Genomic DNA, 15,284 nt, shown 5'->3' with positions numbered 1-15,284 from the left:
CTCCATGGGCGACAGTATTCTTTCTCAGGCCGAAATCGATGCGCTGTTAAATGGCGACAGTGAGAATAACGACGAGCCAAAGGCCGGTGTTGTGGGCGAAACAGATATTCGCCCTTATGATCCGAACACCCAGCGCCGCGTAGTGCGCGAGCGCCTTCAGGCGCTGGAAATCATCAACGAGCGTTTCTCTCGTCAGTTCCGTATGGGGCTGTTTAACCTGCTGCGTCGTAGCCCGGACATTACCGTCGGGGCTATCCGTATTCAGCCGTATCACGAGTTTGCCCGCAACCTGCCGGTGCCGACCAACCTTAACCTGATCCATCTGAAGCCGCTGCGCGGCACCGGGCTGCTGGTGTTTTCCCCAAGCCTGGTGTTTATCGCGGTCGATAACCTGTTTGGCGGTGATGGCCGCTTCCCGACGAAAGTGGAAGGCCGCGAATTCACCCACACCGAGCAGCGCGTTATCAACCGCATGCTGAAGCTGGCGCTCGAGTCCTACAGCGACGCGTGGAAAGCCATCTACCCGCTGGACGTGGAATACGTTCGTTCGGAGATGCAGGTTAAGTTTACCAATATCACCACTTCGCCAAACGACATCGTGGTCAATACCCCGTTCCACGTCGAGATTGGCAACCTGACCGGTGAGTTCAACATCTGCCTGCCGTTCAGCATGATCGAACCGCTGCGCGAGCTGCTGGTGAACCCGCCGCTGGAGAACTCTCGTCAGGAAGACCAAAGCTGGCGCGACACCCTGGTGCGCCAGGTGCAGCATTCCGAGCTGGAACTGGTGGCGAATTTTGCCGATATCCCGCTGCGGTTATCCCAAATCCTAAAACTGAAACCTGGCGATGTGCTGCCCATCGAAAAGCCAGATCGCATTATCGCGCATGTCGACGGCGTGCCGGTGCTGACCAGCCAATACGGCACGGTCAACGGCCAGTATGCCCTGCGCGTAGAACATTTGATCAACCCGATATTGAATTCGCTGAATGAGGAACAGCCCAAATGAGTGATATTAATCAACCGTCCGATGACAATGCAGGCTCAGTGGACGATCTGTGGGCTGATGCGTTAAACGAGCAGAAAAGTTCCGGTAAAAGCGCCGCTGATAACGTATTCCGCGCGCTGGAAGGCAGCGATGTTGCAGGCAACATCCAGGATATTGACCTGATTATGGACATCCCGGTCAAGCTGACCGTGGAACTGGGCCGTACCCGCATGACCATTAAAGAACTGCTGCGCCTGACGCAGGGTTCCGTCGTGGCGCTGGACGGCCTGGCAGGCGAGCCACTGGATATTCTGATCAACGGCTATCTGATTGCCCAGGGTGAAGTTGTGGTCGTCGCCGACAAATATGGCGTGCGTATCACCGACATCATCACGCCGTCGGAACGTATGCGTCGCCTGAGCCGCTAAATGAAAACCGGAGCCACCGTCAGCCAACCGTCCGTTAACGCCAGCTCGCCGCTTGTTCAGGTGAGCGGAGCCTTAGCGGGCATTGTTATTTTTATTCTGGTGGCCGCATGGCTGGCGAAACGCTTTGGTTTCACCGGCGCGGGCGTTGGCGTAAAAAAGTCGCTGAACATCAGCGCCAGCGTCAGCGTTGGCCCGCGGGAGCGGGTGGTGGTAATTGACGTCGAGGATGCACGCCTGGTGCTCGGCGTAACCGCCACTCAAATCACCCATCTGCACACTCTGCCGCCCGCACCGGTAACAGAAGAAGCAGAGGCGAAACCCGCCCCTGCTGACTTCCAGAAATTGATGAAGAATTTGCTTAAACGTAACGGGAAAGATTGATGAAACGTTTGCTGCCGCTCTCGTTACTTAGCGCATTATTGCTTATCCCGGTTTCGACCTTCGCCCAGCTGCCGGGGCTGATAAGCCAGCCTCTCGCCAACGGCGGTCAAAGCTGGTCGCTGCCGGTCCAGACTCTGGTCTTTATTACCTCGCTCACTTTCCTGCCGGCTATTTTGCTGATGATGACCAGCTTCACCCGCATCATTATCGTGTTTGGCCTGCTGCGTAACGCCCTGGGAACCCCGTCGGCACCGCCAAACCAGGTGCTGGTTGGCCTGGCGCTGTTTCTGACTTTTTTCATTATGTCGCCGGTTTTTGACAAAATTTATTCCGACGCCTATCTGCCGTTTAGTCAGGACAAAATTTCGATGGAAGTTGCCATCGATAAAGGCGCTCAACCGCTGCGCGAATTTATGCTGCGTCAGACCCGCGAAGCCGACCTCGCGCTGTTTGCTCGCCTGGCCAACACCCAGCCACTCCAGGGGCCGGAAGCGGTGCCGATGCGCATCCTGCTGCCTGCCTATGTTACCAGCGAGCTGAAAACGGCCTTCCAGATTGGCTTTACGGTGTTTATCCCGTTCCTGATTATCGACCTGGTGATCGCCAGCGTGCTGATGGCGCTGGGGATGATGATGGTGCCCCCGGCAACCATTGCCCTGCCCTTCAAGTTGATGCTGTTTGTGCTGGTGGACGGCTGGCAGCTGCTGGTCGGCTCGCTGGCCCAAAGTTTCTACAGTTAGCGGAGAGAGAGAATGACGCCAGAATCGGTCATGATGATGGGCACCGAAGCGATGAAGGTTGCCCTTGCCCTCGCCGCGCCTTTACTGCTGGTCGCGCTTATCAGCGGCCTGATAATCAGCCTGCTGCAGGCGGCGACGCAGATTAACGAAATGACGTTGTCGTTCATTCCAAAAATTCTGGCTGTGTTCATCACGATGGTTATCGCCGGGCCGTGGATGCTCAACCTGCTGCTCGACTATATGCGTTCGCTGCTGACCAATCTGCCGAATATCATTGGATGATCCACGTTGACAGTAATCAGTGGCTTGACTGGTTAAGCCTCTATTTCTGGCCGCTGCTGCGGGTGCTGGCGCTGGTCATGACCGCGCCTATACTCAGCGAGCGCTCAATCCCAAAACGCGTGAAGGTGGCTCTGGGATTGATGATAACTTTTACCGTCGCGCCGACTCTGCCGCTAACCGGCGTGACCATTTTCTCTGCCGCCGGTTTCTGGCTCGCCGTCCAGCAAATTCTTATCGGCGTGGCGCTGGGTTTCACCATGCAGTTTGCCTTTGCTGCGGTGCGCACCGCCGGGGAAATTGTTGGCCTGCAAATGGGCCTCTCATTCGCCACCTTCTTCGACCCCGGCAGCCGCCTGAATATGCCGGTGCTGGCGAGATTTCTTGATATTCTGGCGATGCTGCTGTTCCTCACGTTTAACGGCCACCTGTGGCTGATTTCAATGCTGGTGGATACTTTTCATACCCTGCCCATCGGCGGAGAGCCTATCAACAGCAACGCCTTTATGGCCCTGACCCGCGCCGGGGGACTTATCTTCCTCAACGGCATGATGCTGGCCCTTCCGCTTATCACTTTGTTACTTACGCTTAACATAGCCCTGGGTCTGCTAAACCGTATGGCACCTCAGCTATCGGTATTTGTTATTGGTTTTCCCGTAACCCTGTCTATCGGCATGCTAATTCTTATGGCACTGATGCCGCTTATCGCTCCATTCACCGAGCATTTATTCGGCGAGATTTTTGATCTACTGGCGGATATAGTTAGCGAAATCCCCAAAAATTAATCCCCCTGGATTTCATGATGTCTCTCTGAGGATATTCCTAAAAATAATCCCTAATAACATCCGCCACGATATATCTGGCGCGGAATATATGATTTTACCTGGCTCACAATACGTAACATTCACTTTACTTTAAGAACATTCCTGGCAAATTATAGGCAACTTTACGGGATAGTGATTTCGCCTTTTAGATTATTAATAATGGGTTACCCCAAATAATTCGAACTGCGGAAATGCGGCGCACTGGTTTGCCCTGGGATTGACACGGTCATTCATCTGGTAATACCAGTACAGCTAACAATCTGCTCTCCGGGCTATTGCGGGTATAACGCGCTTAGTGAGGGTTTGCTATGTCAACGATTATTATGGACTTATGCAGCTATACCCGGCTGGGGCTTGTCGGCTATTTAGCCAGCCGCGGGGTTAGAAAACGGCATATTACAGATGTAGAAACGGTAGAGCAGCTGGCACAGGCATGCCGGTTGCAGGCGCCCAGCGTGGTGTTTATTAATGAAGACTGCTTTATTCACGACCCAGAAAGCAGCCAGCAAATAAAGCAGATCATTAATCAGCATCCGGGCACGCTCTTTTTAGTCTTTATGGCTATTGCCAATATTCATTTTGATGAATATCTGTTGGTCAGGGAAAATCTGCTGATCAGTTCGAAATCCATCAAGCCGGAATCATTAGACGATATTTTAGCGGAGTATTTAGCAAAAAATGCACAATGTATTGGACATATTAATTTGCCAACGCTTTCTCTAAGTCGCACTGAATCCAGTATGCTGAAAATGTGGATGTCCGGGCAGGGAACAATTCAAATTTCCGACCAGATGAACATCAAGGCAAAAACCGTTTCGTCGCATAAAGGGAATATCAAACGCAAAATCAAGACCCACAATAAACAAGTTATATATCATGTAGTGCGTCTTACCGATAACGTCACCAACGGTATATTTGTTAATCTTCGGTAGTTTTTTTACTTGCGCCTCCCCCCTACGCCCCTGTGGCCGTAGTATTTAATCTCTGACGCCTGTCAGAGATTAAATACAAGCTAAACAAGATCCACCATTGTAACAAAATAGCAACCATCGCTAAACAAAAGCGGATGAGTCTTACTACGCTTGTAGCGCATGTTTATACAAGGAGAGATTTGCAGTTATGGTTGCCGTCATTATCATTGGCATTTTTGTCATCAGCGTCATCTACGCTCACTCCCGCGGCGTAGAAAAACAAAAACTTTCGCGCCAGCTTTTTGACCATTCAACGTTTATGGCGCCGATTAATATGTTTATGACCCGCTTTTCGCGCCTGCCGCCAAAACAGCCCTACTTCCCGACCGGCGACTTCCCTGAGTTACAAAAACTCACAGACAACTGGGAAATTATCCGTGAGGAAGCGTTACGCCTGCAGGGTCATATAAAGGCCGCGGAAACTCACAATGATGCAGGGTTTAATACCTTCTTCAAGCGCGGCTGGAAACGTTTCTATCTAAAATGGTATAGCGAAGCGCACCCTTCGGCTAAGGAACTCTGCCCGGTGACTACCCGCCTGGTCAGCGAGATCCCGTCGGTTAAAGCGGCAATGTTCGCCGAATTACCCGCGGGCTCTCATTTGGGTAAACACCGCGACCCTTACGCCGGTTCAGTTCGCTATCACCTCGGGCTGGCCACGCCAAACGACGAACGCTGCTTTATTGAAGTTGATCGGCAGCGCCACAGCTGGCGCGACGGTGAAGCCGTCATTTTTGATGAAACCTACGTTCACTGGGCGCAAAACCAAAGCGAACAAACGCGAATTATTCTGTTTTGCGATATAGAACGCCCGATGAAGTGGCGCTGGGCGCAGGCGGTAAATCACTGGGTGGGAACAACGCTGATGTCCGCCGCCAGTTCGCCAAATAGCGCAACCGATCGCACCGGCGGGGTGAACAAAATTTTTAAATACGTTTATGCGCTGCGCAATGGCGGGCAGGATCTCAAAAAGCGTAACCGCAAACTTTACTACACGATGAAATATTCAGTCATAACGCTCATCTTTGCGGCAATTATCGCACCAAGCGTAATGTAGGAAAATCTTCCCCTCTTTCTTCCCTGCGGAGGCGAGGGGAAACAATCCCGGCGTGAATGAATATTCTACTCTTCTTTCTCAACAAAAATACCGTCCTCATGCCCGGACTCATTAAAGAACCAGATCCCCAGCGGGTAGTCCTCCAACGACACCAGGTACATGGTCCCCTCGTTAAACGGCTCAACCGCCAGCACAACCCCGGAACGTCGCGGCCCGCCATCGGTTTTAACGGTGACTCGGTCATTGATTTGCATCGCAATTTCCTCCAGATTCTTTGCCTGCCATTGTAGATCAAAAAAGGGCTAAACGCCCTGCTCCCCCGTGGAACAGGCGCATTATCTAAAGCGTCTATACTTACAGATGCACATGGGCGGGAGGTGAATGCAATGAAAACCGTGAAGATGAGCGCCGATGGCGCGCGCCCGCAGGCAGAGATCGATGTTGATGCGCTGCTGGCGGCAATTAATGAGATAAGCGAAAGCAACGTCCAGCATGCCGGAAATGAGGAGCACCCGCAGCGCGTCAGCGTTGATGGTCGGGAATGGCATAGTTACCGGGAGCTGGCAGATGCGTTTGAACTGGATATTCGAGATTTCAGCGTGAATGAGATAAATCGCTGATAAAAGAATCCCGGCCGGGGAGCCGGGATGAAAACTTGCATATGCAAGAAGCATTTTAAATTCGTTACATCAGGAAATCTGATGTGTTGACCACATTACCCTAAATTTTATTGAACACAAGAATATATTCTTTTGATGAATATTTACCTCGATTGTCATTGATCGAGGGAATTCATTGTAATTATTGGGAAAATCGTTTTTTTAGTTACTAATCACGCTATAGCTTATAAAAATGATTTCTTGAAATGGGATTTATCCTAAACATTATATCACGCCCTCTTATTGCGGATCGGGAACCCCGGCGACCAACGGCTCGCCACTTCGTCTTACCAAACGTAAATGCTTTACGCCTGCTCCGTCCAGAACGGCAGTAGACGAAGTAAAAGCATCAAGATTGTTTATATTACACGCCGGAACTATCCGGCCCGGCTGAACTATCAGCGGCGCAAACCTGATTCCGACCATTTTGCTTGGCCTTATACAGCCGCCCGTCCGCTATCGATTGCAGATGCTCAAAATCATAATCATGGCGCTCGTGGGCGCAGCTCACCCCAAACGATGCGCTGATTGTTATGCTTTGCCCGGCCATCAGCAGCAGCTCTTTATTATTGATTCGTACTCGGATCCGCTCAGCCACGCCCGCCGCCGCCGCGAGGTTCGCCCCCGGCAGCACTACGCAAAACTCCTCGCCGCCCACGCGCCCGGCAACATCCTCCTCGCGCAGCGCGGAACTTAGCAGAGCCGCGGCATGGGCCAGAACCTTATCCCCGGCAATATGCCCGTAGCGGTCGTTTATTCCTTTAAAAAAGTCGAGATCCATCTGGATAACCGAAAACGGCTCCTGCCGACGCTGGCAGTCGCTCGCAAGAGCGCGGGCCGTCTCGAAAAAGGCCCCGCGGTTATAAATTCGGGTCAGGGTATCGTAGTTAGCCCGCCAGCTCAGCGTCTCCTGTAAGGCCAACATGCTGTTGACCAAACGGCGGATGACCCGCCAGGAGATATACAGCATCAGGGTAAACAGCATCCAGAGCACGGTGAGCACGATACTGATGCGGCCAAACTCGCCGCGCACGCCTTCGTCCAGGGTATGCACCTTGATCAATACGCCGTCAAAATTCGTCAACCTGGCCCAGGTTACGAAGCGGGTATCCATTCTCAGTTCCCCTTCTTCCCCGTCCGCCATCGACCGGGCAATTTCCGCCTGCTGTTTGTCATCGAACAGCTGTCCCGCAGGCACCTTGTCTGCGCCGGTGGCAATCAAATTAAACTGCTTATCAAACAGCATCACCGTGCCTTCATAGCGGTCGCGCGATGAGTTCTGCAAAAATTGATGCATGGCTTCGATAGGAAAATCCATAGCCAATACGCCGTACCAGCGCTGTTCAAAATCCAGCGGTAGTGCGGCGGTAATTATCTGCCCGCTCTGGCTGGAAGGATTGAAGGTATGCGTCCACTGCACGCAGCGGCGGGGATTGTTTTGCGGCGACTGGGCGGCGAAATAGGGCTGGTCAATTAGCCGGTGATACAGCGCGACGATGCCCGGATCGTTTTCCGGCGGCGTGCTTGAAAGGAAGAACCCCGCGCGCGAAGCGTAGAACACTCTGCGCTGCAAATCCCTTTTGCCGTCGGCAAGCTGGATGATATAGCTAAACTCCAGCGCGGCGGCAAGCTCCGGGTGCAGCAGTGCCTCATCGCGTTTCAGCAAAGGGCTACGGGAAACTGACTCATCGGAAATGCCATTAATCGGCATGCCGCGGTTGATATCGAGCCGGAGCTGCCAGTAAGGCTGGGTGCGCTCAATATCAAAATTCGCCAGCAATTTACGCGAAATGTCGGTAGAAATCGGCGATTGCATCGCGTAATGCATGGTATTGCGATAAAACAGCAAATTATCGATGCTGTGCTGAAGCTGCCTGTCTAAAGCGGTGGCGATGTTGTCCAGGCTGTTGCGCTGATTGGAGACGTATGCCGACTCGAGTACAGAGACTTCGCGCCAGGTCAACACGGTAGAAAACAACAATACGGCGATAAAACAAATATTTACCACACGCTGAGGTCTTTTGTAGCGGCTTAAAAAACGTTCAAATACGTTACCGATCAATGTGGGTGCTCCCTGGCGGACGAATCGAGCCGCTATTTTTTCAAACCACCCGTTACGTTTTTTGCGCCTCTCGGGGCGCAACAGCCGCGTATTATGCATAAATAACGCTTACAGCCCTCCAGGAAAAATCCTAACGGGGCTTTTAATACACAGATTCTGCCATTGAGCCGGCGCCTTTATGCGGTGATTACCCAACAAAAAACCCGGTATATACCGGGTTTCAGGTCACCAACATAAAACGAAAGTAAGGCTTCGTCCTGCGGGTGTCAACTAGCTTTGCTGCTGCGCTAAGGCTTTAACCGGAGCCAGGTCTTCCTCGCGGAACGCCTCCCGTTTAACGCCAAATCCGTCGTACCAACGGCACTCAACCATGCCACTGGAATAACCTGTGACAACCATGCGTGGGCCACCGTTTTTACGCCGGACCTCATCACTGACCATATAGACCATCGCCGCCTCCGGCATCAGGGGTGAAAACCTCTAAAGTTATAGCCAGGGGTCAGCGTTTTTGCCTGCTTAAAGGGATATTTTTCTGCGAAAAATTAATCCGAAGCGCGTCCCCGCAGGCGGTTTATGCCGTTAACCGCCAGCAACACTATGCCGCCGACGATAAAGCCCAGCACCAGGTTCACAAGCGTCGGCCCCACCAACGCCACAACGCCGCCGAACTGGCCAGCCCCCTGCTCGATAGCATGGTGAAGCGCCGGAATACCGTGCACCAGAATGCCGCCGCCGACGAGGAACATAGCCAGCGTGCCGACAATCGTCAGCGCCTTCATTAGCCACGGAGCCAGCACCAGCAGCCCTTTGCCCACTGCCCGGGCAAGCGCGGCGCGTTTATCCGCCAGCCAGTAACCCAGGTCATCAATTTTGACTATCATCCCCACCAGGCCATAGACGCCGATGGTGACCAGAATCGCTATTCCAGCGAGGATCAGTACCTGGTTAAGCAGCGGTGCTTCCGCCACAATGCCGAGCGTAATGGCGACGATTTCCGCAGAAAGTATAAAGTCGGTGCGCACCGCCCCTTTCACTTTCTCTTTTTCAAATGCCATAGGATCCTGAGAGGCGATGGACTCCAGCCGTTCCTGCTTCTCTTCCGCGCTCTCCTTATGCTTACGCGCCTGCAGGCTATGGATAACTTTTTCCACGCCTTCGAAGCAGAGAAATGCCCCGCCCACCATCAGCAAAGGCGTAATCGCCCACGGCGCAAAGGCGCTGATGATAAGCGCCAGCGGGACCAGAATGAGCTTATTGAGAAACGAGCCTTTTGCCACACTCCACACCACAGGCAACTCGCGGTTGGCCCGCAGGCCAGAAACCTGCTGCGCGTTCAGGGAGAGGTCGTCGCCCAGCACGCCCGCGGTCTTCTTCGCCGCCAGCTTGCCCATCATCGAAATATCGTCCAGCAGCGTGGCAATATCATCGAGCAGAGTCAGTAAACTACTTCCAGCCAAAATAAAGTCCTTCTTGAATGATTTACCTCTCAGTATGAAGCAAAATCGCCGCCGCGAAAATCGGGCCGTCTTGTCAATGAAAATTAACAATATATCAACAAGTATAATGCTCGCTATCACCCCGATTTTGGCGTTAACTATCGGCCTGCTATTGAAGCCTGGTGAGGGATTATGCGTCTTCGTTCTGGTCAATTATTGCCGCTGATTGCGGCGCTTTTCGCACTGTATATCATCTGGGGTTCCACCTACTTCGCTATCGCCATCGGGGTGAAAAGCTGGCCGCCGTTTATGATGGCGGGCGTGCGCTTCCTCTGCGCCGGGGCCATATTAACGGCCATCTTGCTGCTCAGAGGCCATAAGCTCCCTCGCCTGCGGCCGATGTTGAATGCCGCGCTGATAGGCGTTCTGCTGCTGGCGGTTGGCAACGGCTTTGTGACGCTTGCCGAGCATCAGCACGTTCCTTCCGGCATTGCCGCCGTAATGGTTGCCACCGTGCCGCTGTTTACCCTCTGCTTCAGCCGCCTGTTCGGGATTAAAACCCGCAAGCTGGAATGGCTGGGGATTGCTATCGGGCTGGCGGGAATTGTACTGCTGAACAGCGGCGGCAACCTCAGCGGTAACCCGACGGGCGCGCTGTTGATTTTGATTGGCTCACTGAGCTGGGCGTTTGGCTCGGTTTACGGTTCGCGCATCGAGCTGCCCGAAGGGATGATGGCCGGGGCTATCGAGATGCTGGCGGCGGGCATTGTCGCCCTTTGCGTTTCGGCGCTTAGCGGCGAGCGCTTAACCGCTATGCCGGACGCTGCGGGTTTCCTCGCGGTTGGCTATCTGGCCGTGTTTGGCTCGATGATCGCCATCAGCGCTTATATGTATTTGATTCGCAATGTTTCCCCGGCGGTTGCCACCAGCTACGCCTACGTTAACCCGGTGGTCGCCGTTCTGCTCGGCACCAGCTTTGCCGGGGAGAGCCTCTCCGGCGTTGAATGGCTGGCTCTGGCTATTATCATCTTCGCGGTGGTGCTGGTGACGCTGGGTAAATATCTGTTCCCGGCTCCACCCGTTGTTGCTTCCTGCGAGCCTGAAAAGTAGCTACTCTGCGGCCGGTTGCCCCCGGCCGCCGTCATCAAGCTGATGAATGCCTTTAGTGTCTATTTCTGCTCCCTGCCCGCCGCCGCAAATCCACTCTTCCAGCCGCTCGACCAGCCCGGTATCGCTCATTTTTTCGCGGCCGCGCAGCGCGCACTCCCAGACCACCAGCACCCGCCAGCCCTGCTCCAGCAGCAGCCCGATATCACGTTTATCTCTTTTGACATTACTGTCGATTTTACTCAGCCAGAACTCGGTGCGGGTAGCCGGAACCTTAAACAGGTAGCAGTCGTGGTGGTGCCAGAAGCAGCCATGGGTAAAGATAATGCAGCGGTAATCATCGACCACAAAATCAGGCTTACCCGGCAGCGAGGCGTCCTGCATGCGGAAGCTAAAGCCGCACTCGGCGAGTAAAACCGCAAGGCGTTTTTCAATGGCGGTGTCGTGCGTTGCAATCGCCCGCATGTTTTTACTGCGTATCGCCTTGCTGTGTACGTCCGCCATTGTGCCTCCGCTAGCGCTTTTTCACCGCGCGTTTGATGGTTGGCTCAAGCAGCTTCGCCACGGCGGCAAAAGCCGGAACCACCACCGAGTTACCAAACTGGCGGTAGGCCTGAGTATCGGAAACCGGAATACGGAACGCTTTCCCCTGAGGCGCTTCAAATCCCATCAGCCTTGCGCATTCGCGCGGCGTCAGGCGGCGAGGCCGGTGCAGCTGATTTGTCGGGTCGTTAAAGTCGACTTCTCCCAGCGCTTTGTCCCAGCCGCGATCGATAAGGATTTCCGCCCCGTCTTTATAATATCGGGCCGAAAGCGTGCGGGCGACGCTGGCAGGATTAGTGGGGTCCACCAGCCCATACCCGAACCCGTTGCCCTTGGCCTGGTGCTTCTTCGCGTAGTTGTAGAGGTATTTCCACAGCGTCGGCGTCAGGATGTATTTGGGGTCAACTTCAGGGTCAAGTAACTCGCCAAAGGCGGGACGGCGGGCAGGATAGAATTCGCTAAGCCGGGTCAGCGTGACGTCCGGGTGCAGATTGAGGTCGCGCCGCGTCCCCACCAGCACGATGCGCTCGCGGTGCTGCGGCAGGAAGTTTTTACCGTCGACAATTTTCGGGTCATCGCGCCCTGTGACCGCCGCGTCCGCTACTTCGTAACCCAGTTCATCGAGGGTCTGCATGATAATGCGGAAGGTGTTGCCCTTATCGTGGCTCTTGAGGTTTTTAACGTTTTCCAGCACAAACACCGGCGGACGTTTGGCGGCGATAATCCTCGCCACGTCGAAAAACAGCGTTCCCTGAGTTTCGCAGGCAAAGCCGTGGGCGCGGCCAAGCGCATTTTTCTTCGAGACGCCTGCCAGCGAGAACGGCTGGCAGGGGAACCCGGCGAGCAATACGTCGTGATCCGGCAGCGTGGCCTGAATATGCGCCGTTGCCTGCTCGTCCGTAACTTCGGGGCGATTACTCAACGTAACGTCGCGAATATCTTCATTAAACTGGTGCTCGGCCGGGTCGCAATACCAGTTCGCTTTATAGGTGCGAACCGCGTGTTTGTTCCATTCGCTGGTAAACACGCACTTGCCGCCAATAGCTTCAAAACCGCTGCGAATGCCGCCGATACCGGCAAATAAATCGATAAAGCGAAACGCATAATTTCCGTGATGAGCGGGCGGCGACGGCAGCATACTTTGCAGCATCCGGACTTCCACTTCGGTCAGCCCTCGCGGGCTCGATTTACCGTTATACCAGCGGTTCAGGGACTCACGCGTCCAGTCTCCTCCTACCTGCTTCAGGCGCAGGGCTACGGTTTTCTGATCGTAGATTTCCAGCAGGCGGCTCACCAGAGCGTGGTCTTCTTCTTGCTGAGTCTGTTTATGGCGCAGGGCCTGGAGGGAGAGTTGTTCTGCAATCGCGTCGAGGTCGTTCATTATCAACCAAAAATGGGAAAAGGTAGTGAGACTGTATCACTGATTTGACCCAGAGAGAACGGAAACGGCCCGCGCTAGTGGCGAGCCTTATAGATTAAGCCTGCGGGCGCTAAGGCTGTGATTTAAAACGGCGTATAACCTGGTCGTCCAGCGTCAGATAATCCCCTTTCAGTTCAGCGCACAGCTTAGCCATATAACCGACGAGGAAATCGGCGTTGTGGTGAGCCAGCGCGCGGCCAGCCTCGGTTTGCATTGACCCCGGAAGGCGCAGCAGCTTTCTCTGGAAATGGTCGAGGGAATAAAGCGTGTCGTCCAGCTCGCGGCTTTCAGCAAGCGGGTCCTCACTGTCAAACAGCGAGCGCCCGAGCGCGCCGGAAACGTAAAACACACGCGCCAGGCCGATAGCGCCAAGGGATTCAAGCCGGTCGGCATCCTGCACAGCTTTGGCTTCCAGCGTCTGCGGCTCAATGGCTGCACTGAAGCTGTGGGCGCGGACCGCGTGGGCGACGTCGTCGTACAGCTCGCGCGGAAACTCCGGGAAATGAGCGTCAAGAATGCGCAGCGTTTCCTGCGCCGCCTGGGTCGACGCCAGATGGCGCTCCGGGTGATTTTTTGGCAAATTTACGATGTCGTGAAAATAGCAGGCCGTCAACACTACCAGCCTGTCCGCCTCGGTGCCTTCGATAATGTGTTGAGCGGTTTTCCACACGCGCCGAAAGTGCGCCACGTCATGGGCTTTGTCGTCCTGCGCCCAATTTTCAATCAAATACTGCTCAAACTGCTGCTGCCAGTGGGCAATCGGCATACTCGTACTCCCGTTTTCGTGAAAAGCGCATGTCCGAGTATACCCAGATTTATGACGATATCATGACCTCATCCCGCAGCAGGTTGAGCATCTCTCGCGGCGAACCGGCGGCCATAAGGCGTTTGCGGAAAGATTCATGCATCAGCCGCCGGGCTAAAACTGAGAAAATACGCATATGCTGCTGCCCTTCGCCCTCGCTGAGGGTCAGCATAATCACCAGTTTTACCGCCACTCCATTCCCCCACTCCAGCGGCTCGGTCAGCCGTAAAACGGAGATGCTGCTGCGGGTTATTGCCGCCGATTTACAGTGGGGTATAGCGATAGAAAATCCCAGCGCGGTGGTGAAAACTTCCTCCCGCTGCCAGATGGAATGCTCGGCCAGCGTCGCCGAAACAACCCTTCCCTGAACGTCAAGATTATCCGTCAGCCGCTTTATCACCTCGTGTTTGTCACGCAGGCTTTCATTAAGCAGCACCAGCGACTCAGAGAGCATATCCCCCTCCGGCTCGTCACCGCTCGCGGTTGGCAAACGCCGCTGTTTCTCGTCTTCAAGCTGGAACCAGCGCCGGGCGACCTCATCCGGGTCCGACAGCAGCAGGCCACAATCAGCAGCCAGCAAAAGCTCCCCGGCGGGTTGAGCGAATAACTCGCCCGTTGAGTCAGGACATAGCAGCGGAATAGCAAAGACCCCGGCCAGAATAGCGGTGTGGGACGTTTCGCCCCCTTTGGGCATCACAATGCCCCGCAGATTTGCACCGCGCAGCAGCAGAAGCTGGCCGGGCGTCAGCAGGCTACGGCATACCAAAATCGAACCTTCGTTCAGCTCTGGCAGCCACATCCTCGCCTCCCCGGTAAGCTGGCAGGCAAGCCGCAGCCCGAGATCGTAAACATCCAGCTCGCGCTGGCGCAGGTAGTCGCTTCCGCTCTGCCGGAACGGTTCCCGCAGCGCGTCAACGGCTCGCGCCAGAGCGGCAATCGCATTAGGCGTTCCCGACTGCCCGAGCAGGCATTCCTCAACGGTTTCATCCTCCAGCAGCTGGCTTTGGGCATCGAGGATCTGCGCCGCCTCCCCATCGTGGCGGGCAATATCGGCCCGCAATTGCCGGCGGGCATCTTCGAGCGCCTTGCCCAGCTGCCGTTGCTGAACGTCGGGCGGCGTTTCCTCCTGCTGGCGGGCAAGTTCATCGAGTTCTGTATGCTGCAAGTAAACGGCTTTTGCTATGGCAATACCTTTCCTGACGCCGGTTCCCTGCCAGATTTTCGACCGGCTGCGGGAGAGAAAGACCGGCAAAAGCTGCTCGCCGCCTGCGCTTCCCCCGGCCAGCGGCCCATCGCTATGCTCAAATTCATTTTCGATAAAATCCCGCAGCGCCAGCAGTGCCTGTTGCTCGTCCTCGCCCTCTATCTGCAACTGGCATTCATCCCCCGGAGCCACGTCGGCTCCCACCATAGCAAGCACGCTTTTGGCGCTGGCCCGCCGTGATTTAGTCAGGTTTATCAGGGTCACCGTTGCGGCGAACCGCGCCGTCTGCTGCTCCAGCGCGCTGGCGGGCCTGGCGTGAAGCCCGTTGGCTAACCGGCAGCGAAATAAAAGAGTCTGCATAAGTGTTCCACCTTGTTCAG

At 54.8% G+C, this 15,284-nt stretch carries 18 protein-coding genes; 10 read left to right on the top strand and 8 right to left on the bottom strand.

All coding sequences use genetic code 11. From position 1 onward, the window contains the following. Window positions 1-4: 4 nt before the first annotated feature. The 8 genes from fliM to lpxO all read left to right on the top strand — a co-directional run bounded on the left by fliM (window position 5) and on the right by lpxO (window position 5,668). Window positions 5-1,009: a flagellar motor switch protein FliM gene (fliM, locus tag FOC35_RS17170; protein WP_016537063.1), complete on the top strand. Its 1,005-nt coding sequence runs from the start codon at window positions 5-7 to the stop codon at window positions 1,007-1,009. Next, window positions 1,006-1,416, top strand: coding sequence for a flagellar motor switch protein FliN (gene fliN, locus FOC35_RS17165; RefSeq protein WP_016537064.1), 411 nt, complete (start codon window positions 1,006-1,008; stop codon window positions 1,414-1,416). The genes fliM and fliN overlap by 4 nt, the downstream gene beginning before the upstream one ends. Next, window positions 1,417-1,797: a flagellar biosynthetic protein FliO gene (gene fliO, locus FOC35_RS17160; RefSeq protein ID WP_172569600.1), complete on the top strand. Its 381-nt coding sequence runs from the start codon at window positions 1,417-1,419 to the stop codon at window positions 1,795-1,797. Next, a complete protein-coding gene (gene fliP / locus FOC35_RS17155) occupies window positions 1,797-2,537 on the top strand; it encodes a flagellar type III secretion system pore protein FliP (RefSeq protein WP_016537066.1) in 741 nt (246 codons plus the stop codon). The genes fliO and fliP overlap by 1 nt, the downstream gene beginning before the upstream one ends. Window positions 2,538-2,549: 12 nt before the next feature. Next, a complete protein-coding gene (gene fliQ / locus FOC35_RS17150) occupies window positions 2,550-2,819 on the top strand; it encodes a flagellar biosynthesis protein FliQ (RefSeq protein WP_172569599.1) in 270 nt (89 codons plus the stop codon). Next, on the top strand, window positions 2,816-3,601 hold the full coding sequence (gene fliR, locus FOC35_RS17145) for a flagellar biosynthetic protein FliR (RefSeq protein ID WP_016537068.1): 786 nt from the start codon (window positions 2,816-2,818) through the stop codon (window positions 3,599-3,601). The genes fliQ and fliR overlap by 4 nt, the downstream gene beginning before the upstream one ends. A 347-nt stretch (window positions 3,602-3,948) precedes the next feature. Next, window positions 3,949-4,572, top strand: coding sequence for a transcriptional regulator RcsA (gene rcsA, locus FOC35_RS17140; RefSeq protein ID WP_016537069.1), 624 nt, complete (start codon window positions 3,949-3,951; stop codon window positions 4,570-4,572). A 187-nt stretch (window positions 4,573-4,759) separates the two neighbouring features. Next, window positions 4,760-5,668 (top strand): lipid A hydroxylase LpxO, encoded by a 909-nt coding sequence (gene lpxO / locus FOC35_RS17135; protein WP_172569598.1) that lies wholly within the window; start codon window positions 4,760-4,762, stop codon window positions 5,666-5,668. A 65-nt stretch (window positions 5,669-5,733) separates the two neighbouring features. On the opposite strand, the gene dsrB is transcribed toward lpxO, so the two are convergent. Then, on the bottom strand, window positions 5,734-5,922 hold the full coding sequence (gene dsrB, locus FOC35_RS17130) for a protein DsrB (protein WP_016537071.1): 189 nt from the start codon (window positions 5,920-5,922) through the stop codon (window positions 5,734-5,736). 132 nt (window positions 5,923-6,054) lie between these two features. On the opposite strand from dsrB, the gene yodD reads away from it, so the two are divergent. Beyond that, window positions 6,055-6,288 (top strand): YodD family peroxide/acid resistance protein, encoded by a 234-nt coding sequence (gene yodD, locus FOC35_RS17125; protein ID WP_016537072.1) that lies wholly within the window; start codon window positions 6,055-6,057, stop codon window positions 6,286-6,288. Window positions 6,289-6,691: 403 nt separating this feature from the next. On the opposite strand, the gene dgcQ is transcribed toward yodD, so the two are convergent. From dgcQ to FOC35_RS17110, 3 genes are all read right to left on the bottom strand, one after another. Then, window positions 6,692-8,488, bottom strand: a complete 1,797-nt coding sequence (gene dgcQ / locus FOC35_RS17120) for a cellulose biosynthesis regulator diguanylate cyclase DgcQ (RefSeq protein WP_172569597.1) — start codon at window positions 8,486-8,488, stop codon at window positions 6,692-6,694. 171 nt (window positions 8,489-8,659) lie between these two features. Beyond that, window positions 8,660-8,839 carry a YodC family protein gene (locus FOC35_RS17115; RefSeq protein ID WP_172569596.1) on the bottom strand — a complete coding sequence of 60 codons (180 nt, stop codon included), beginning with the start codon at window positions 8,837-8,839 and terminating at the stop codon, window positions 8,660-8,662. Between the two features lie 92 nt (window positions 8,840-8,931). After that, complete coding sequence (locus FOC35_RS17110) at window positions 8,932-9,849, bottom strand: DUF808 domain-containing protein (RefSeq protein WP_115586391.1); 918 nt, start codon at window positions 9,847-9,849, stop codon at window positions 8,932-8,934. A 168-nt stretch (window positions 9,850-10,017) separates the two neighbouring features. On the opposite strand from FOC35_RS17110, the gene yedA reads away from it, so the two are divergent. Further along, a complete protein-coding gene (gene yedA / locus FOC35_RS17105) occupies window positions 10,018-10,935 on the top strand; it encodes a drug/metabolite exporter YedA (protein WP_016537076.1) in 918 nt (305 codons plus the stop codon). Here the strand turns inward: yedA and FOC35_RS17100 are convergent, their stop codons facing one another. The 4 genes from FOC35_RS17100 to FOC35_RS17085 form a co-directional block, all read right to left on the bottom strand. After that, window positions 10,936-11,436: a very short patch repair endonuclease gene (locus FOC35_RS17100; RefSeq protein WP_172569595.1), complete on the bottom strand. Its 501-nt coding sequence runs from the start codon at window positions 11,434-11,436 to the stop codon at window positions 10,936-10,938. It abuts the gene before it with no gap. 10 nt (window positions 11,437-11,446) lie between these two features. Beyond that, window positions 11,447-12,856, bottom strand: coding sequence for a DNA cytosine methyltransferase (locus tag FOC35_RS17095; protein ID WP_254065300.1), 1,410 nt, complete (start codon window positions 12,854-12,856; stop codon window positions 11,447-11,449). Between the two features lie 109 nt (window positions 12,857-12,965). Then, the gene (locus tag FOC35_RS17090) at window positions 12,966-13,661 is read right to left on the bottom strand and encodes a phosphohydrolase (protein WP_016537079.1); all 696 of its coding nucleotides are present in this window, start codon (window positions 13,659-13,661) and stop codon (window positions 12,966-12,968) included. A 49-nt stretch (window positions 13,662-13,710) separates the two neighbouring features. Then, window positions 13,711-15,264, bottom strand: coding sequence for a fructose PTS transporter subunit IIA (locus tag FOC35_RS17085; protein WP_172569594.1), 1,554 nt, complete (start codon window positions 15,262-15,264; stop codon window positions 13,711-13,713). Window positions 15,265-15,284 lie beyond the last annotated feature (20 nt).

The organism is Cedecea sp. FDAARGOS_727 (assembly GCF_012273235.1).
Taxonomy (GTDB): Bacteria; Pseudomonadota; Gammaproteobacteria; order Enterobacterales; family Enterobacteriaceae; genus Cedecea; species Cedecea davisae.
The sequence above is the reverse complement of the archived record's forward strand: the minus strand, read 5'-3'. Positions and strand labels throughout refer to the sequence as shown.